General features: G+C 66.2%; 15 protein-coding genes and 3 pseudogenes. 9 read left to right on the top strand and 9 right to left on the bottom strand.

Translation table 11 applies throughout. The features are described from left to right. Positions 1-52: 52 nt before the first annotated feature. From KB879_RS20885 to KB879_RS20875, 3 genes are read left to right on the top strand one after another with little or no spacing between them, the layout of a single operon-like run. Positions 53-1,435: an MmgE/PrpD family protein gene (locus tag KB879_RS20885; protein WP_013952326.1), complete on the top strand. Its 1,383-nt coding sequence runs from the start codon at positions 53-55 to the stop codon at positions 1,433-1,435. A 10-nt stretch (positions 1,436-1,445) separates the two neighbouring features. Next, positions 1,446-2,264: a CoA ester lyase gene (locus tag KB879_RS20880; RefSeq protein WP_013952325.1), complete on the top strand. Its 819-nt coding sequence runs from the start codon at positions 1,446-1,448 to the stop codon at positions 2,262-2,264. Positions 2,265-2,306: 42 nt separating this feature from the next. After that, positions 2,307-3,173 (top strand): MaoC family dehydratase N-terminal domain-containing protein, encoded by an 867-nt coding sequence (locus tag KB879_RS20875; RefSeq protein ID WP_013952324.1) that lies wholly within the window; start codon positions 2,307-2,309, stop codon positions 3,171-3,173. 192 nt (positions 3,174-3,365) lie between these two features. On the opposite strand, the gene KB879_RS20870 is transcribed toward KB879_RS20875, so the two are convergent. The 3 genes and pseudogenes from KB879_RS20870 to KB879_RS20860 all read right to left on the bottom strand — a co-directional run bounded on the left by KB879_RS20870 (position 3,366) and on the right by KB879_RS20860 (position 4,670). Then, a complete protein-coding gene (locus KB879_RS20870; protein WP_211979707.1) occupies positions 3,366-3,701 on the bottom strand; it encodes a helix-turn-helix domain-containing protein in 336 nt (111 codons plus the stop codon). Beyond that, positions 3,698-4,035, bottom strand: a pseudogene (locus KB879_RS20865) (type II toxin-antitoxin system RelE/ParE family toxin). Before KB879_RS20865 ends, KB879_RS20870 begins: the two are co-directional and overlap by 4 nt. 284 nt (positions 4,036-4,319) lie before the next feature. Then, positions 4,320-4,670, bottom strand: coding sequence for a hypothetical protein (locus KB879_RS20860; RefSeq protein ID WP_211979706.1), 351 nt, complete (start codon positions 4,668-4,670; stop codon positions 4,320-4,322). 281 nt (positions 4,671-4,951) lie between these two features. Here KB879_RS20860 and KB879_RS20855 point away from each other — a divergent pair. Continuing rightward, positions 4,952-5,911, top strand: a pseudogene (locus KB879_RS20855) (IS256 family transposase); the annotation flags it as partial. A 25-nt stretch (positions 5,912-5,936) separates the two neighbouring features. Here KB879_RS20855 and KB879_RS20850 read toward each other — a convergent pair. Then, positions 5,937-7,163, bottom strand: a complete 1,227-nt coding sequence (locus KB879_RS20850) for an IS110 family transposase (RefSeq protein WP_371827420.1) — start codon at positions 7,161-7,163, stop codon at positions 5,937-5,939. 252 nt (positions 7,164-7,415) lie between these two features. On the opposite strand from KB879_RS20850, the pseudogene KB879_RS20845 reads away from it, so the two are divergent. After that, positions 7,416-7,637: pseudogene (locus KB879_RS20845) on the top strand (transposase); the annotation flags it as partial. A gap of 248 nt (positions 7,638-7,885) precedes the next feature. On the opposite strand, the gene KB879_RS20840 reads toward KB879_RS20845, so the two are convergent. Together KB879_RS20840 and KB879_RS20835 are read right to left on the bottom strand one after the other, a co-directional pair. Continuing rightward, on the bottom strand, positions 7,886-8,857 hold the full coding sequence (locus KB879_RS20840; RefSeq protein ID WP_211979704.1) for a tripartite tricarboxylate transporter substrate binding protein: 972 nt from the start codon (positions 8,855-8,857) through the stop codon (positions 7,886-7,888). A 57-nt stretch (positions 8,858-8,914) separates the two neighbouring features. After that, positions 8,915-10,432 (bottom strand): class I adenylate-forming enzyme family protein, encoded by a 1,518-nt coding sequence (locus KB879_RS20835; protein WP_211979703.1) that lies wholly within the window; start codon positions 10,430-10,432, stop codon positions 8,915-8,917. A 344-nt stretch (positions 10,433-10,776) separates the two neighbouring features. Here KB879_RS20835 and KB879_RS20830 point away from each other — a divergent pair, with 344 nt between their 5' ends. The 4 genes from KB879_RS20830 (at position 10,777) to KB879_RS40220 (ending at position 15,029) form a co-directional block, all read left to right on the top strand. Continuing rightward, positions 10,777-11,970: an acyl-CoA dehydrogenase family protein gene (locus KB879_RS20830; RefSeq protein WP_211979701.1), complete on the top strand. Its 1,194-nt coding sequence runs from the start codon at positions 10,777-10,779 to the stop codon at positions 11,968-11,970. A 13-nt stretch (positions 11,971-11,983) separates the two neighbouring features. Next, a complete protein-coding gene (locus KB879_RS20825; RefSeq protein WP_211979700.1) occupies positions 11,984-13,111 on the top strand; it encodes an acyl-CoA dehydrogenase family protein in 1,128 nt (375 codons plus the stop codon). 309 nt (positions 13,112-13,420) lie between these two features. Beyond that, positions 13,421-14,800, top strand: a complete 1,380-nt coding sequence (locus KB879_RS20820; RefSeq protein WP_013952316.1) for a DUF1329 domain-containing protein — start codon at positions 13,421-13,423, stop codon at positions 14,798-14,800. A gap of 106 nt (positions 14,801-14,906) precedes the next feature. After that, positions 14,907-15,029: a hypothetical protein gene (locus KB879_RS40220; RefSeq protein WP_013952315.1), complete on the top strand. Its 123-nt coding sequence runs from the start codon at positions 14,907-14,909 to the stop codon at positions 15,027-15,029. A gap of 71 nt (positions 15,030-15,100) precedes the next feature. Here KB879_RS40220 and KB879_RS20810 read toward each other — a convergent pair whose 3' ends face one another. From KB879_RS20810 to KB879_RS20800, 3 genes are all read right to left on the bottom strand, one after another. Next, the gene (locus KB879_RS20810) at positions 15,101-15,892 is read right to left on the bottom strand and encodes an SDR family oxidoreductase (protein ID WP_153953821.1); all 792 of its coding nucleotides are present in this window, start codon (positions 15,890-15,892) and stop codon (positions 15,101-15,103) included. Positions 15,893-15,918: 26 nt separating this feature from the next. Then, entirely contained in the window at positions 15,919-17,019 is a 1,101-nt protein-coding gene (locus KB879_RS20805) for a Rieske 2Fe-2S domain-containing protein (protein WP_013952313.1), read from the bottom strand. A 75-nt stretch (positions 17,020-17,094) separates the two neighbouring features. Beyond that, positions 17,095-18,273, bottom strand: coding sequence for an NADH:flavin oxidoreductase (locus tag KB879_RS20800; RefSeq protein ID WP_371827419.1), 1,179 nt, complete (start codon positions 18,271-18,273; stop codon positions 17,095-17,097). Positions 18,274-18,346 lie beyond the last annotated feature (73 nt).

The raw sequence follows: 18,346 nt of genomic DNA, 5'->3' as shown, positions 1-18,346 counted from the left end.
CCGGGCGCCATTTTTCCTTTCCGCAAGCCCCTACTCAATCTCCGGAGCCGGCATGAGCCAACCCGCAGACACCACCTACCCGACCCGCCAGCTTTGCGACTTCCTGGCCGACCTCAAGCTGGCCGACGTGCCCGCGCCCGTGATCGAGCGCACCAAGGACCTGTTCCTGGACTGGATCGCCTCGGCCATCGCCGGCAAGGACGCGCCCGCCGTGCGCAAGCTGCAGGAGTTCGCCGCGGCCATGGGTCCGGCGCAAGGCGGCGCCGAAGTGCTGGTGGACCGCCGCCGCACCTCGCCCTACTTTGCCGCGCTGATCAACGGCGCCTCCTCGCACGTGGTCGAGCAGGACGACGTGCACAACGGCTCGGTGCTGCACCCGGCCGCGGTGGTGTTCCCCGCCGTGGTGGCAGCCGCGCAGGCCGAGGGCAAGACCGGCGCCGAAGTGCTGCTGGCTTCGATCGCCGGTTATGAGGCCGGGATCCGCATCGGCGAATTCATGGGCCGTTCGCACTACCGCGTGTTCCACACCACCGGCACGGTGGGCACCCTGGCCGCCGCCGCCGCCGTGGCCAAGCTCTACGGCCTGGATGCAGAAGGCATCAACCAGGCACTGGGCTCGGCCGGCACGCAGGCCGCGGGCCTGTGGGAATTCCTGCGCGACGCCGCCGACTCCAAGCAGCTGCATACCGCCAAGGCCGCGGCCGATGGCCTGCAGTCGGCGTGGCTCGCGCGGGCCGGCTTCACCGGCGCGAAGCAGATCCTGGAAGGCGCGCAGGGCATGGCTGCCGGCATGTCGAGCGATGCCAACCCCGCCTGCCTGACCGACGGCCTGGGCACGCGCTGGGCCACCGCCGAGACCTCGTTCAAGTTCTTCGCCTCATGCCGCCACACGCACCCGGCCGCCGATGCGCTCAAGGCGCTGATGGAGCGCGAAGGCATCAGCGCCGACCAGGTCGCCAGCGTCACCACGCACGTGCACCAGGGCGCCATCGACGTGCTAGGCCCCGTGGTCAACCCCACCACCATCCACCAGGCCAAGTTCTCGATGGGCACGGTGCTGGGGCTGGTGGCCGTGCACGGCCATGCGGGCCTGGGCGAGTTCGAGCAGCATGCGCTCCAGGACCCGAAGGTGACCGCCTTCCGCGGCAAGGTCGGCATGGAACTGGATGCCGAGATCAACGCCGCCTACCCGCGCCAGTGGATCGGCCGCGTGACCGTCAGGACCACCGACGGCCGCACGCTGGCGGCGCGCGTCGACGTACCGAAGGGCGATCCCGACAACACCCTGTCGCGCCCGGAACTGGAAGCGAAAGCGCTGCAACTGGGCGCGTTCCGCCACGGCGCAAGCGATGCCGAAATGCGTGCCATCATCCAGCGCGTGTGGGCGCTGGAACAGGCCCCGAACGTCAACGACTGGCTGCCCGCCGCAGGCTGAGAACCAAGACATGTCCACTGCAGTCACCTACCTGTTCGTGCCGGGCGACCGGCCGGAACGCTTCGACAAGGCCGCGGCCGCCGGCCCCGATGTGATGATCCTGGACCTCGAGGACGCGGTCCATCCGGACGCCAAGCCCGCCGCGCGCGAAGCCATCGCTGCCTGGCTGGCCGGACGGCCCGCGGCCAACGCCTTTGTCCGCATCAACGACAGCGCCTCGCAATCCTTTGCCGCCGACCTGGCCTGGCTGCGCGCGCTGCCGCCGGGCACCGCGCTGGCCGGCCTGCTGGTGCCCAAGGCAGAAGATGCCGCAGCGCTGGCCACCATCGCGCAGGCCCTGCATGCGATCAACCCGCAGGGCGAGCTTGTCGCGATCATCGAAACCGCGCTCGGTCTGCATCAGATCGACGCCGTGGCCACCGGCGTCGCACGTCTTGCCTTCGGCTCGCTCGACTATGCGGTCGACCTGGGCTGCAGCCACACGCGCGACGCGCTCGCCTTTGCACGCGCGCGCATCGTGCTGGCCTCACGCGTGGCAGGGCTGCCGCCGCCGGTCGACGGCGTGACCACCGCGCTGAAGGATGAAGCCGTGCTGGCCAGCGACGTTGCCTATGCGCGCGAACTCGGCTTTGCCGGCAAGCTCTGCATCCACCCGGCCCAGCTGGGCGCGGTACGCGCAGGCTTCTTGCCCAGCCCCGAGCAGCTCGACTGGGCCCGCCGCGTGCTGGAAGCTACCGCCAGCGGCAGCCATGCGGTGCAGGTCGATGGCAAGATGGTGGACCGGCCCGTGATCGAGCAGGCTCGCCGGCTGCTGGCACTAGCGCAATAACCCGCCGCCCGACAACCTTCACGCATTACAAGGCCTACTGTCATGACTGACGCCACTCCTGAACTCGAACGCCTGCGCGGCTGGATCGGCCGCAGCGAATCGCGCACCGAAACGCTGTCGCCGGAACCGGTGACCGGCCTCGCCGCCACCTTCGACCTCGACCCCGAGGCCGTTGCCGCCGGCCCGCTGCCGCCGCTGTGGCACTGGCTCTACTTCCTGCCGCGCGCGCCGCAGCATGAACTGGGACGCGACGGCCATCCCACCCTGGGCGGCTTCATGCCGCCGGTGCCGCTGCCGCGCCGCATGTGGGCCGGCAGCGAACTGACCTTCGGCCATCCGCTGCATATCGGCGATACCGTCACGCGTACCTCCACCATCAAGGACGTGCAGTACAAGACCGGGCGCACCGGTGAACTGTGGTTTGTCGCCGTCGATCACGAACTGACCGTCAACGGCAAGACTGCCGTCAACGAGCGCCACGATATCGTCTACCGCGCCATGCCCGACCCGTCCAAGCCGCAGCCGCCGCGCCCGCGCCTGGAGCAGACCGCGCAGTGGCAGCGCACGCTGCAGGCAGACCCGGTGATGCTGTTCCGCTACTCGGCACTGACCTTCAACGGCCACCGCATCCACTATGACCGCCAGTACACGCGCGAGGTCGAGGGCTACCCCGGCCTGGTGGTGCACGGGCCGATGCAGGCCATGCTGATGCTGGACCTGGTGGCGCGCGAGCAACCGCAGGCGCGCGTGCGCCGCTTTGGCTTCCGCGGGCTGGCGCCGCTGTTCGACCAGGACACCATCATCGTCGGCGGCGCAGCCGATCCGGCGCAGGCTGGGCGGCTGGTGCTGTGGACTGGCGATAATGCTGGCGGGCAGGCGATGCAGGGGTGGGCGGAGGTGGAAGGGTAAAAGGCAAGGGCCGCGGATGCTGCAGGCGGCTGCTTTCCTTCTGTTTCCTGCTAGCAGTAGGGGCGAGGTGACGGAGAGAAGTCTAGTCCACTGATTCACTGAGACTGGCCAGCGCCTGCCATCTAAATGAATCAGTGGGCTCATGCATACGTTTGCCAGGTTTGCGGCGCGCCGCTACTGCGCGCCCCTGGCTTACCGGCCGATTGCCAAGCGGACGGGCTTGCCAATGCGGCTCAACATTTCAACCAACGTGTCGATGGTGAATTTGGCCGTCTTTCGGTTCACTACGTCCGACACGCGCGGACGAGACACCCTCAGGATCTCGGCGGCCTCCGCCTGTTTCAGGTGGTGTTGCTCAATCCATGCCGCCAGTTCGGCCATGAGCTGTTCCTTGAGCAGCTTCGTGTCGTTGATCTGCTTTTTCGACGCCGCCTGCAGCCGCTTGGCTTCCTCGGGCGAAAACCCCAGTTCCAGGAACAGATTGGCGACTGGCTTGGTTACGTGGCGGATCTCAGTGTCGATCTTCATGACTTGCCTTTCCTCGCGTTGGCGATAGCTCGATAGCGAGCCTCGGCGATGCGCTTGTCCTTCAGGTTCGTCGCCTGCGTCTTCTTCTGGAAGCAGTGCAGGACGTACACGGCTTCCTCGAACTTGGCGACGTACATCACTCGAAATTCCCTCCCGCATCACGCAGGCGAATCTCGCGAGTGCCAGTACCTATGTCGTCAAAGGGCTTCCAGTCTTCTGGTTCCAGCCCCGCCTGGACCTTGCCTAACTGGAATCCCGCCTGCTGGCGGGCCTCCGCGGGGAAAGCGAGCAGGTCGTCGTAGGCTGACCCGACCCAGCGAATCTCTTTCTCCATCCCACAATCCGTATAAAATTTTATACCAAAATTGCGGCCAGCAGAACCCATGCAGACACGGCCACAGATGGTCCTTCCGTCCCTTCGGGAGGTCAGTTCCCCGGACGAGTCCTCGGCGTGCTTCGTGCCCGGCGGCACGGCGCGGGATGGATTCTTGCGGTGTCGGTATTCCCATTGAATGCCAACTGCATGCGATATGCGTCGCATGCAGTCATCTCTGGCTTTGGAAAGGTCGGACTTTGGCCAACTGCTTCCGCCGACCCGACATCATGGGCCGCGATTGGTTACCCGACCATCGCCTCCTCAATTCCCTCCGCGACTTCTTCTACCCTGTCGGCCAACAATCCAAGGGAGGCCCGGCAGAGCCCTCGCAAGGCATCCAACGTAGCCGGCCGCAAGGCTACGCTTCCCTCTTCCTGTGCGTCACATTCGCTGTGCGTAACCAACGTCAGCACGCAGGCCGCGCCTCGCGGAACCGCATCGGCCTGATCCAACAGATTCAATAGCAAGAGTTGCCGAGGAACAGGCAGCGCGTCTTCACGCGCTGCGCGGCGGGTTTCGGGACTGAACCACGAAAGCGAATCATCAAGTCGAGGTGGGGTGAAGGCATCGGGTTCGATGTTGGACTGGTGCATTGCTGACCTCTGTAACGTAGAAGTGGAGGCCCGCCGCTCATTCTCACTTGAGGTGGCGGGCCAGCAGCGACGCATTCCGTGCCTGGGCACCCGACCTGCGATACTGAGTGCGCGCAGCGCAGCCGAAGGCGTCCCACCGATGACCTGGTTAGCAGGTTGCCAATAGCCTAATCGGGTTCGTCCAATAGTCCGTGGACGTAGGCACCAGACAGGGAGCGTAGCTGGGTCGAACGGGCAACCACGAGCCTGTCAGATTTCTTGTGTGTTGAGGTCATGAGACGATATCGAAAGAATCAGGCTTGGCCGGCTTGCTCAAGAAGCAGTTGGCCGAGCGTATGCTTGCCGCCGAACTGACGCACCATCTGGCCAGCGAGGCCAAGCAAGGCAAGAGCGGCAATCACCGCAACGGCAGCAGTGCAAAGACCGTCATCACGCCCAACGGCGAGCTGGAACTGGACATTCCGCGCGACCGGCAAGCCACCTTCGAGCCGCAACTGGTCGCCAAGTACCAACGCCGGCTGTCCGGCTTCGACGACCACGTAATCAGCATGTATGCACGCGGGATGAGCGTGCGTAAGATTCAGGGCCATTTGCAGGAACTGTATGGGCTGCAGGTCTCGCCTGACCTGATTTCCACCATCACCGACGAAGTGCTGGCCGAGGTCGAACAATGGCAGCAGCGCCCGCTGGAGGCGATGTACCCCATTGTCTACTTCGACGCGCTGCGCCTGAAGATCCGCGACGAAGGCACCGTCAGGAACAAGGCGGTGTACCTCGCGCTGGGCATCCGCGCCGATGGGCGCAAGGAAGTCCTCGGCCTGTGGATCGAGCAGACCGAAGGCGCCAAGTTCTGGCTCAAGGTCTTCAACGAACTGAAGAACCGCGGCCTGGAGGACATCCTGATCGCCGTGGTCGATGGCCTGCGCGGCTTCCCCCAGGCCATCGAGGCCGTCTACCCGGCCGCGCAAATCCAGACCTGCATCGTCCACCTGATCCGCAACTCGCTCAACCTGGCGAGCTGGAAGGATCGCAAGGGCCTGGCGGCCGCACTCAAGCCGATTTACCAGGCTGCCACGGCCGATGCCGCTGCCACTGCGCTGGATGCCTTTGCCGGCAGCGACTGGGGCCGCAAATTCCCGACGGTGGCCGACATGTGGCGGCGGCAATGGGAGCAGGTCATCCCGTTCTTCGCCTATCCGCCGGAAGTGCGCAGAATCATCTACACCACGGATGAAGTTGACAAGCGCCCGGTGTGCTTTCGGTCGTTTATGGCGTCCGTATCGGTGGCCACGGAGCGCGTACCGCACTTGCCTGCGGTCGCGCCTGCTTCCAGCGCGAGAACAGGCGTTGGTAAGCCTGCTCGGCTTGCTCGCCGGCCGCACGCTCCAGATCCCGGACGGACTTCAGATTGTAGGCGGCGGCAGACCCCTTGCGGCTACCGCGACGCGCAGGAGGCCTGCCTGCCTGCAGTTCCAGCTCACGGGCCTTGCGCGCAGTGAGCGCCGGGCGATCCCAGGCGAAGGATTCGTTACGCATGAGGACGTGCCAGACGATGATCGCCAGCTTGCGTGCCGTGGCAACGGCCGCGATCTGCTGACCGCGATGATCCCGGATACGTAGGAAGAAGGCTCGGACGGGGCCGGCCGTTTGGGCCGCGGCCCAGGCAGCCTCGACCAGCATGGCACGCGCATAGGAATGTCCGCGCTTGCTGATGTGTCCGTGCTTTGCTGGTTGCAAGCCGGATTGGTAGACCGAAGGATTGAGGCCAAAGTAGCTGACCAGTTTCTCCGGCGAGCGAAAGCGAGCGATATCGCCAATGGCCGAGATCAACCCGATCGCAACGGTGGTGTTGATGCCGGTGATGGTCAGCAGCTTGCGCAGCCTGTCGTCCAGAATAGCGGATTGGGCCAGGACGCGCTCAACCTGCTGCAGATTCTCTGCCAGCCGGTCGAGCTCATGCAACCGCTGGTCGATCCCGATGCGCTCGTCCATGGGTAGCTGCTGCAGGCTCAGCCAGGCCCGCCCTTTCTTGCCAAACAGGTCTGTGGCGGGACACCGTTCGATGAGATGGGCGGCAAGGACAGCGTGAATCTCATTCTTGAGCCGCGTCCGCTGCCGCACGATCTGGGCGCGGCGCGACACCTGCCGCCGCATCGCTTGCGTGGCCTCGTCTGGAATCCAGACCTCGGGCAGGAAGCCACTCGCATAGAGTTGCGCAAGGATTGCCGCATCGATCTTATCCGTCGTCACGCGGGCTTCAGCGATCAGGCGGACTTGCAAGGGGTTGGCGACAATCACCTTGCCGACATGACCTGTCAGTACGTTCGCGATGGCGATCGTGTTGCCGGTCGCCTCGAGTACCACGTGGTCGTCGGGCTTCAGCTTGTCAGCAAAGCGTTCCAGCTCGTCGCGTCGCAGTCCGACGCGCCCGCCGGCGCGTAGCAGGCCGTTCTCCAAATAGGCGATTTCGGCCACCGATCGCGATACATCCAGTCCTATCACTCGCATTGGCGTCTCCCATGGGAAACATCGCAAATGGGAGCCGGGGGGACAGCACGACAACTACGGATTCGCGCTCGCAGCGCAACCGGGCGGGTCGCAGGGGCGGCCAACTACTAACACGAGCTCGCAGCTCAACGTATATGAACGGCCTGCCCACCCGAAGTGCTCCCCGGTGCCCCTTGTCCCGGATGGTCGAACCATACACCAAGTTACGCGGTGAGGAGAGGACGGGCACCGGTTCCTATCATGCCGGTTACTAATGCCATCGAGAGCATGCACATGCAGTTGCGCAAGATCGTCAAGAACCGGGGCCACTTCCCCAGCGACGAAGCCGCCAGCAAGCTGCTTTACCTGGCCTTGCGCAACATCGAGAAAGATTGGAAGATGCCGCCCATCACCTGGAAACAAGCGGCCAACCAGTTCGCCATTCTCTTCGGTGACCGCTTCACCAACGCCCTACGCTGAGATTTATTTAACCGACCTCAGCACACAGAATTCCTGACACCTCCGCAACCACGCAAAACGGCAAGCACCGCCGCCATATGACCAACACCGTGCAATTTATGGCCAGCCGCCCCCAGGCGACGCGCTCTTTGCCTACTTTCTGTCGCTCGGACAGAAAGTAGGTCGCCGGCTACGCCGGCGAAACAGCCCACGCTAGTCAAGAACCACACGCCAGCCAAGACCCCCACCCCCATCCAGCCCCTCCCCCCTCAATCCGCCTGAATCTTCGCCGCCTTCACCACCCCACCCCAAAGCGCCAGCTCCCGCTGAATCCGATCCCCCAGCGCCTTCGGCGTGCTGATATTGACGTCATACCCCCCCGCCGTCATACGTTGCCGGAAAGCAGCATCCTCCCCAACCGCCTTCTGCGCCTTGACCAGCTTGTCCACCACATCCGCCGGCAGCTTCTGCGGCCCCACCAGCGCATACCAGCCAGTCAGGTCATAGCCCTTCTGCCCCGACTCGATCATGGTCGGCACGTTCGGCAGCGCCGGGTTGCGGGTCTTCGACGTAACCGCCAGCGCACGCACCTTGCCGCCATTGATATGCCCGATGGCCGTCCCGGTAATGTCGAACATGAACGTCACCTTGCCACTCATCACGTCAGCCATGGCCGGCGCATTACCCTTGTACGGCACGTGCAGCATCTTCACGTTGTTCATCTGAGCCAGCAGTTCCGCGGACAGATGGTTCGATGCCCCAATGCCGGCCGAGCCGAACGAGACCCCCTCAGGGTGCTTGCGCGCATAGTCGACCAGCTCGCCCACGTTCTTCGCCGGGAAGTCCTTGTTCACCAGCAACACGTTGGTGTAATCGGTGATCAGGCCGATATAGGTAAAGTCCTTGACCGGGTTAAAGTTGACCGAGTGCTGGATCAGCGGGGTCATGGTCATGGTCGGGCTGGCGACGAAATACAGCGTGTAGCCGTCCGGCGCCGCCTTGGCGGTCATGTCGGCGGCGATCGCGCCGCTGGCGCCCGCACGGTTGTCCACCACCACCGGCTGCTTGAGCGCGCGCCCGAGCTGCTCGGCATAGATGCGCGCGGCGGTGTCGACCGGGCCGCCGGGCGCGTAGCCCACCAGCAGCTTGACCGGCCGCGACGGGTAGGCGTCGGCGGCCCACGCCGCGCCCTGCACCAGCAGCGTGGCGGTCAGGGCTGCCAGTGTCGTCCATGTCTTCATTGTTGTCTCCTCCAGGTATGGCTGATATTGCCCGGGGCCAGCATGCCCGGCGGGCGCTTAATCGAGCAAGGCGCGCAGCGGCTGCTTGAGCAGCTTGCCGCTCGCCGTGGTCGGAATCACCTCGACGGTGCGGACCTCGGCCGGGCGCTTGTACGGGGCCAGGCTCTCGCGCAGGTAGGTGTCCAGCGCCTTGCGGTCAAGCTCGGCGCCGTCCTGCATTTCAATGAAGGCCACCACTTCCTCGTTGCCGTCGGCGGTGGTGCGTCCCACCACGGCCGACTGGCGCACGCCGGGGAAGGCGTTGATCACCGACTCGACCTCGATCGGGTAGACGTTGAAGCCGGAGCGGATGATCAGGTCCTTGGAGCGGCCGGAGATAAACAGCGCGCCGTCGGCATCCAGGTAGCCCAGGTCGCCGGTGTTGAGCCAGCCGCCGGGCAGCAGCGCCTCGGCGGTCTGCTCGGGGTTGTGGTAGTAGCCCAGCATCACGCCCGGGCCGCGCACGCGGATCTGGCCGCGCTCGCCGGCGGGCAGCGGCTTGCCTTCGGCATCGGTGATCTCGATCTCCACGCCTTCGACGATATAGCCGGCCGAGCAGTCGGCGCGCGGGGCTTCCATGCGCGTGATGAAGAGCGAGCCGGCGTATTCGGTGATGCCGTAGCCATGGTGCAGCGCCTGGCCGAACAGGGTTTCGACCTCGCGCTTGAGCGTGGGGTCCAGCGGCGCGCCGCCGGTATAGAGGTAGCGCAGGCGCGGATAGGCGCCGGGCTTCGCGCCGACGGTGGGCGCCACCGCCATGATGCGCGTGAACATGGTCGGCACGCCCTGCAGGATAGTGACGCCGGGCGACGCCAGCGACTCGAACACTTCATTGGCGTCGAAGCGAGGGCGCAGGAACAGGCTGGCGCCGGCATACAGCGTGGCCATCAGCACCGTGGCAATGCCGAAGATATGCGACATCGGCAAGGCGCCGTAGGCCACGTCGGCCGGGCCCATGTCGCGCGTGGCGGAGATGCGCGCAAACTGCGTCAGGCCCGCATGCGGCACCATCACGCCCTTGGGCGCACCGGTGGTGCCGGAGGTATAAATCAGCGTGGCGACGCTGCGGGCCAGCCCGGCCGGCTCGCGCTGCGGCGGGGTGGCCGCGCGCACCACCCGCATGCCAGCGTCGAACACTGGGCAGCCGGTGGCCTGTGCGCCCAGCCGCTCGCCGTGCGCCGCGGCCACGTCGGACACATGGCCGGTGAACAGCACCAGCGCCGGCTGCGCATGATCGCGGATATTGTCGATCTCGCGCGCGGACAGGCGCGCGTTGACCTGGATCGGCCAGGCGTGCAGCAGGCTGCTGGCGAACAGCGTGACCACCATCTCGTTGCAGTTCTCGCCGACCACCATCACGCGGTCGCCCTCGCCCACGCCCTGCGCCGCCAGCCAGTCGCGGGCGGCCTCGATGCGCCGCCACAGCTCGCCGTAGCTGATGACGGCGCCGTTCTCGTGCAGGCACGGCGCGTCGGGCGTCTGCGCGGCCCAGTAGCGGGGGATGTCGTGGATATATTCGGGGCGGAAGGAAGACATGGTGCTGGTGGGTCTCTCGATGCAGGCTGAGTCGGATATGCGGCGGAATGCACCCGGCCACATGAAACTGGCTGCATCAGTTTGCGGCAAGCCCCGTGCCGGAGCCATTTGGAATTCACTAAGGCCGTGTTCGTCAACGCCACTGGCCAGCCGCCGTCCGCCCCGCCACCACCCGGCGCAGGTGGTTCCGCCTCCACGAAGGACGGCTTTATCATTGATGAAGCAAGGAATCGCGCCCGGCCCCTACAATCGGCCGGCACAGTGAGGGCCGCCGCTTTGACGCACCGCACAACCAGGCTGAGCCAAAAGCGCCGCGCGGCCCGCGTACCACAGGGGACATTCAGATGGATTTGCGTTTCACCGCCGAGGAACAGGCCTTCCGCGAGGAGGTCCGCACATTCGCGCAGGCCAGCCTGCCGGAAGACATCCGCAACAAGGTACTCAACCACCAGCGCGTGGAAAAGGACGACTACATCCGCTGGCACCGCATCCTGCAGGCCCGCGGCTGGGGTGCGCCGACCTGGCCCAGGCAATGGGGCGGCACCGGCTGGACCGCGCTGCAGCGCCTGATCTTCGAGATCGAGACCTTCCGCGCCGGCGCGCCGCGCATGCTGCCGTTCGGCCTGACCATGATCGGGCCGGTGCTGATGAAGTACGCCAGCCCCGAGATGCAGCAGCGCTTCCTGCCGCGCATCCCCAATATCGACGACTTCTGGTGCCAGGGCTACTCCGAGCCGGGCTCGGGTTCCGACCTGGCCTCATTGAAGACGCGCGCGGTGCGCAAGGGCGACAAGTACATCGTCAACGGCCAGAAGACCTGGACCACCATGGCCCACTTTGCCGATTGGATCTTCTGCCTGGTGCGCACCGACCCGGAGGCCAAGGCCCAGGAAGGCATCTCGATGCTGCTGATCGACATGAAGTCGCCCGGCGTGACGGTGCGCCCGATCAAGACGCTCGACGGCGGCCATGACGTCAACGAGACCTGGTTCGAAGACGTGGAAGTGCCGGTCGAGAACCTGGTCGGCGAAGAGAACCGCGCCTGGACCTATGCCAAGTACCTGCTCGGCCATGAGCGCACCGGCATTGCCGGCATCGGCCACTGCCACCGCGAGCTGCGCCTGCTCAAGCACTACGCCAGCCAGGCCACCGACGGCGCCGGCCGCCCGCTGATCGAAGACGTGCGCATGCGCGACAAGATCGCCCGCGTCGAGATGGACATCATGGCGCTGGAAATGCTGCTGCTGCGCGTCGCCACGCAGGCCGCCGGCACCCCCGGCCCCGAGGCCTCAATCGTCAAGATCCGCGGCTCCGAGGTGCAGCAGGACCTGGGCATGCTGATGATGGAAGTGGCCGGCCCCAACGCCTGGCCGTATTCGCCGGAATGGCTTGAGCCGGGCGCGACGCAGCCGGTGGCGGGCCCTGACTGGGCCGCCCCTGCCGCCTCCACCTACTACGACATGCGCAAGACCTCGATCTACGGCGGCGCGACCGAAGTGCAGAAGAACATCATCTCCAAGATGATCCTGGGTTTCTGAAGGGATAGCTGACATGGACTTCACCTACAGCGAAGAGCAACAGATGCTGGCGGACAGCCTGCGTCGCTTCATCGATACCGAATACACGTTCGAGGCCCGCCGCAAGAGCGCGCGCGCAGGCGAGAGCCTGGATCGCGGCATTTGGAACAAGCTCGCTGAAATGGGCGTGCTGGGCCTGACCGTGCCGGCCGACTTCGGCGGCTTCGGCGAAGGCCCCGCCAGCCAGCTGGTGGTGCAGCGCGAACTGGGCCGCGGCCTGGTGCTGGAGCCGGTCACGCCCAGCGGCGTGATGGCCGCGGCCATCCTGGCCGCCCACGGCAGCGCCGCGCAGAAGGAAGAATGGCTGCCCGCGATCGCCTCGGGCGAGCGCATCGTCACGCTGGCCTACCTGGAGCCGACCACCCGCTACCGCCCGGAATCGGCCCGCGCCAGCGCCGAGCGCAGCGGCGACGGCTACGTGCTCAACGGCATCAAGAGCGTGGTCTGGCACGGCGGTGCCGCCGACGCCTACCTGCTGACCGCGCGCGTGGCCGGCAGCAATGAGATTGCGTTGTTCCTGGTGCCGCGCGACAGCAAGGGCCTGGGCGTCACCGCCTATCCCACCATCGACGGCCTGCGCGCCGCCGACCTGTCGCTGCAGGACGTGACCGTGCCGGCCAGCGCGCTGGTGGGCGAGCCCGCTGACGGCCTGGCCGCGCTGGGCGTGGGCCTGGAGCATGGCGTTGCCGCGCTGTGCGCCGAGGGCGCCGGCGCCATGGAAAAGCTGATCGAGATCACCGCCGAGTACCTGGGCACGCGCCAGCAGTTCGGCAAGCCGCTGGCCAGCTTCCAGGCACTGCAGCACCGCATGGCCGACATGCTGGTGCAGAAGGAACTGGCGCTGTCGATGGCCTACGTCGCAGTCCAGGCGCTGGACGAGGCCGATCCCGCCACGCGCCGCCGCATGCTGTCCGCGGCCAAGGTGACGCTGGCCCGTGCCGGTCGCTTCGTCGGCCAGCAGGCCGTGCAGCTGCATGGCGGCATGGGCATGACGGATGAGCTGTCCGTGGGCGACTACTTCAAGCGCCTGACCATGCTGGACCAGTTGCTGGGCGACAGCGACTACCATCTGCAGCGCTTCGGCGAAGTGATGGAAGCCTGACCCTGGCTGCGGCCGCTGGCCGCACGCTGGCGCGAGGCCGGGCACTTGCCCGGCCTCGCGCCGTTTCAGCTCCCGCTCCCCCTCCCCTTCCCGTACCGCCCCGGTACGCTCCCGCAATCCTCGCGGGATGCTGGCACGCCACCCGGATTGGCCCCCCGCGCCACACCCAGCCCTCCGCCACGCCGGAGGCTAGGGAAATCCACTAGTCCGTTCCAACGATTCCCCGCCGCCGCGCCATCACTACGCTGTCACCACAGGCACAGGCACAGCCAGCGCCGGCAATTCCTCTTTACAAGGAGCGAGACTTCAATGAAATCCAGCACAAGACAACTGATACGCGGTGGCCTGCTGCTCACCAGCATGGCCCTGGCGGCGGCATCGTGGGCGAAGGTCACCCCGGAGGAACTCAAGCAACTGGATGGCCCCCTCACGCCGATGGGCGCCGAGCGTGCCGCCAGCAAGGACGGCGAGGTCCCGGCATGGTCCGGCAAGTGGCTGGGCACGCCGGCCCATGTCAAATACCAGCGCGGCGAACGCTATCCGGACCCGTATGCCGATGAGAAGCCGCTGTTCGTCATCACCGCGCAGAACATGGCGCAGTATGCCGAGCGGCTCAGCGACGGGCAGAAGGCGCTGTTCAAGAAGTACCCCGACACCTTCAAGATGCCGGTCTACCCCAGCCATCGCGACTTCCGGTATGAGGACGCCGTCTACAAGGACATCCGCACCTACGCCGCCACCGTCAGCATGACGAGCGATGCCAACGGCCTGAAGGAAGCGGGACCCCAGGTTCCCTACCCGATTCCGAAAACCGCGATGGAGCTGTTGTGGAACCAGCGCTTCTCGTCGGCCATCGGCACCGAGAAGGCGCAGTTCGACCAGGCCGTGGTCTATCCGAACGGCTCGATCGCGTGGGGACGCGTCTCATACAGCATCCTGTCGCCGCGCAATAACGGCAAGTTCGACCCGCACAACGCCATCAACGAGCGCTCCTTCTTCCGCACCGCCACGGACCTGCCGTTGCGTGACCGCGGCCAGGTGATCGTTGGCTACGCGGTCTGGGACCAGGAGGGTTCTGACACCAACCGCACGTGGATCTACAACCCGGGCACGCGGCGGGTGCGCCAGGCGCCGGAATTCGGCTTTGACCAGCCCCAGGGCCCCGGCGGCTTCCGCACCGTGGACGACGACCGGCTCTTCAACGGCTCGGGCGAACGCTACAACTGGAAGATCGTCGGCAAGAAAGAGATCTTCGTCCCGTACCACAACTACAAGCTGCTGAGCACTTCCGTCAAGTACAAGGAGCTGCTCACGAATGGCCACGCTAATCCGGACGTCATGCGCTATGAACCGCATCGGGTATGGGTACTGGAAGCAACGCTCAAGTCCGGTTTCCGGCACCAGTATGCGAAGCGCGTCCTGTATCTCGACGAAGACAGCTGGCTAGCCCTGGCGGCCGACAACTACGATGGCCGCGGCCAGTTGTGGCGCACCAATCTCCAGGCCTCGGTGTACACCTATGATGCACGCCGCTACTATCCGACCACGGTGTTCTACCATGACCTGATTTCGGGTGCCTACCTGGCGGACCGCCTGACCAACGAAGGCCCGATGGCAACGCTGAACAACAGTCCGGAATTCAACGAGGCGTTCTTCTCCCCGGACGCCGCGCGTGGGTCGGGTACCTGATCCGATCGTGATATCCGGCCGGGCGCAGCCTTTGGCGCCCGGTCGCGCTCCCCTCCCCGCCCTGAACTGCCCCCAGAAGTCGGAGACGACTTTTGGGGGTTTTTACATGGCAAAGCCCAGCCGCTCCGATTGCAACCCGGGCTGCGCCGGTTGCTTCTACCTCGAAAAGGAAGCCCTGTATCCCGGCGAACGCGAACGCCGGATGCAGGACGATGTCGTGGTCGCGTAAGTCCGGAACGCCATCAAATAAAAATGGGGCATCCGCCGCGAGCCGCGGCGGATGCCCCATTGACCAGGAGATCAGAAGTTCAGCGGTCGCTGCGCGGCATCCAGGCCGCCGTCGATGAACACCACGTTGCCATGGATGTAGGCCGCCTGCGGCCCGCACAGGAAGACGATCAGCGCGGCCACCTCTTCAGGCTGGGCACGGCGGCCCAACGGCGGCAGGAAATCGCGGATGGCGTCGCCATAGCGCGGGTCCTTCAGCCCTGCCTGCAGCAGCGGCGTTTCCACCGCGCCCGGCGCGACCACGTTGAGGCGCACGCCGGCCTGGCCCCACGCGGCAGCACGTTGCCGCGCGGCCGCCGCCACCGCATGCTTGGAGCTGGCATAGGCAATATAGCCAGCCTGGTCCCGGGTGGCTTCCGCCGCCGCGGCGGCTGCCACCATCGCGCGCACGCCGGACTCGTCGCCGGCAAGGTAGGCATCACGCAGCGGGCTGCCCTCCCAGGACTGGAGCGTGGCCGAATTGGACGACACCACCACGGCGCACGGATCCGAGCCCTGGCGCAGCGCCTCGAACAGGCCATCCAGCAGCGCCACCACGCCGAAGTAGTTGACCGATGCCACCAGCGTGGCGGGTTCGACATGCGGGCCCAGGCCGGCGCAGCAGACCAGCTGATCGATGCGGCCACCCGACCGCGACAGTACGGCGTCGATGGCGGCCGCGCGGCCCTGCGGGTTGGACAGGTCGGCAAGGATGTCGGCATCGCGCAGGTCGATGCCGATGACCCGGCAGCCGTCCGCGAGCATGCGCTGGCGCACGGCCGCACCCATGCCGGACGCGGCTCCGGTAATAACTACGGTTTTCATGTGGTTGAGTTCCATGACGGTGTCGATCAGGCCTCGAACACATGCCGCAGCGCCGGCGGCTCGATGCCGCCCGGGTTCAGCTCGAACGTGCGCCGTGCCACGCTGGACGGCCGCACCTGTTCCACGTCGGTGTAGAACTGCTGGTACCAGTCACGCATCTGGTAGATGGGCCCGTCGCCTTCGCACAGCAGCGGGTTGTCGATGCGGATCTTGCTGTCCCAGATCGCCACGTCCTCGTAGAAGGCCTGTTTGGCCTGCTCCACATAGGCTTGCGCCATGGCACGGTTCTGTTCCTCGGACAGCCCCGGGATCTTCTTCACCAGCACGCCGTAGCGCAGCGCGAAGCTGTTGAGGTCGATCGGCACATGGCAGTTGAGCAGGATCGAGTGGATCTGCTGGTCGCCCATCTGTCCGCTCATCTCGGTGATGTGGTACGCGGGCCCGAAGTACGTGGACAGCGCCGTCAGCTGTGCATCGCCGGAGAGCCGAGCACTGCGTCCGATCATCAGCTGCGTGGCCTTGTGGTCTTCGAACAGGTTGGCAAAGTAGTCCACCGGCGCGCCATGGACCGTGCCGAAATGCGCCATGTCAGAGATATTGTCGACCAGCTCGCGGCAGTTGGTGCGGATCAGCATCTCGTCGATGGCCCAGTCCGACCAATCCGATGAGAAGCAGGCCTCGATGCGCGGGATCGCCACCTCGGGGGGGGCCGGGCGGCCTTCGGGATCGTGCCAGATGAAGAGCAGCCGGTTCTGCTCGCAGGTCTCCCAGGCGCCGACGCGGGCCTTGGGCGGCACGCGCTTGCAGTAAGGGATGGACTTGCAGCCGCCGTCGCCGCCCCATTGCCAGCCGTGGAACGGGCAGACCAGGTTGTCGCCCTGCACGGTGCCGGTGCTCAGGTCCGCCCCCATGTGCGGACAGTAGCCGTCGATCACGCGAATCGCGCCGGTCGAGTCGGCAAATGCCGCCAGGCGCCGGCCGAAGATATTCAGCGTGTGCGGCACGCCGTCGCGGTAGCCATCGGCCAGGCCGAGGCAATGCCAGCCGCGCGCGAAGCGGGCCTCGGGCGGGCGTGATTCGATTTTGTAGCCGGCCTTGTAGCCAGTCTGGTTGCCGTCAGCGGTCATGGCGTCTGTCTCCTTGAATTCCCGTGGGACCTTCAAGATAAGAGCGTCTGGCCGGCGGCTCATCGTCCCATCGGACTACTGCAGCGCGGCAATCCTGGTCAGAGCCGGATCATTGCCCGGGCCGTGCACGCAACTGACGCCGGCCGGATCGTAGATCCGGGCCACGCAGCCATTGCAGCTGTCACAGGCCGAATGCGCCACCGCACCGCTGCGCCAGTTGGCGACCAGCGCGGGATCGTGGATCAGCGCGCGCGCCAGCGCGACGCAGTCGAAACCCTCTTCCATCAGCTGCGCGACATTGCCGATCGACTTGACGCCGCCGATATAGGCCAGCGGCATGCGCACCGCCCGCCGCACCACGCGCGACGCTTCCAGGAAATACAGCTCGCGAAAGGCCAGCGCGCGCGGCGTACGCTTTTCCAGCATGGTGATGCCGAAGCGCGCCACCGCGGTCGGTGCGGCGGCCTTCATCTGCGCCGTGGGCATGGGGCTGCCGAACAGCGCCCACGGGCTCTCCACGTTGCGCCCGCCGCTGAGGGTCAGCAGGTCGGCGCCTTCCGCCTCCAGCAGGCGCGCAGTCACGGCGGAATCCGCAGGTTCGTTGCCGCCCGGCACGCCGTCGCTGACGCTCAGCTTGCAGCAGACCGCCAGCTCGGCGCCGACCGCGTCCTTCACCTGGCGCAGCACCGCGGCCGGAAAGCGGGTGCGGTTCTCCACGCCGCCGCCGAACGCATCGCGCCGCCGGTTGCTCAGCGGCGACAGGAACTGGTTGAGCAGGTAGCCGTGCCCCATGTGGATTTCCACCGCATCGAAGCCGGCTTCGCGCGCCAGACGCGCTGCCGCGGCGAACTGGCCGGCAACGCGTGCCATGTCCGCCTCGCGCATGGCACGCTGGAAATACACGCCATGCAGCATGCCAAAGGCATTGAGTCCGGCCGAAGCACTGCCCGGCGCGCGGCTGCCGCCGTGGCGCATGGTGGTGAACGAGCCCGCATGGGTGATCTGCAGGCAGGCCGCAGCGCCATCGCGATGCACGGCATCGGTCAGCACGCGCAGGGGCGCAACCTGCTCCGGGCGCATGCTGAGCTGGTGCGAGAAAGTCAGGCCGTCGTCGGCCACCGCCGCATACGCTACCGTGGTCATGCCCACGCCGCCCGCGGCAAGCTCGCGGTGGTGCCTGACCAGGGCCTGGGTCGGCAGGCCCTGCGGCGTCATGCCCTCGTTGGCGCCGGCCTTGATCAAGCGGTTGCGCAGCGTGAGCGGGCCGATGCGGACCGGCGTGAATGCCGCCGCCGCGGAAGCCTGGTTATCGTGCATGTTGTTTCTC

The organism is Cupriavidus sp. KK10, assembly GCF_018223725.1.
Taxonomy (GTDB): domain Bacteria; phylum Pseudomonadota; class Gammaproteobacteria; order Burkholderiales; family Burkholderiaceae; genus Cupriavidus; species Cupriavidus necator.
The sequence above is the reverse complement of the archived record's forward strand: the minus strand, read 5'-3'. Positions and strand labels throughout refer to the sequence as shown.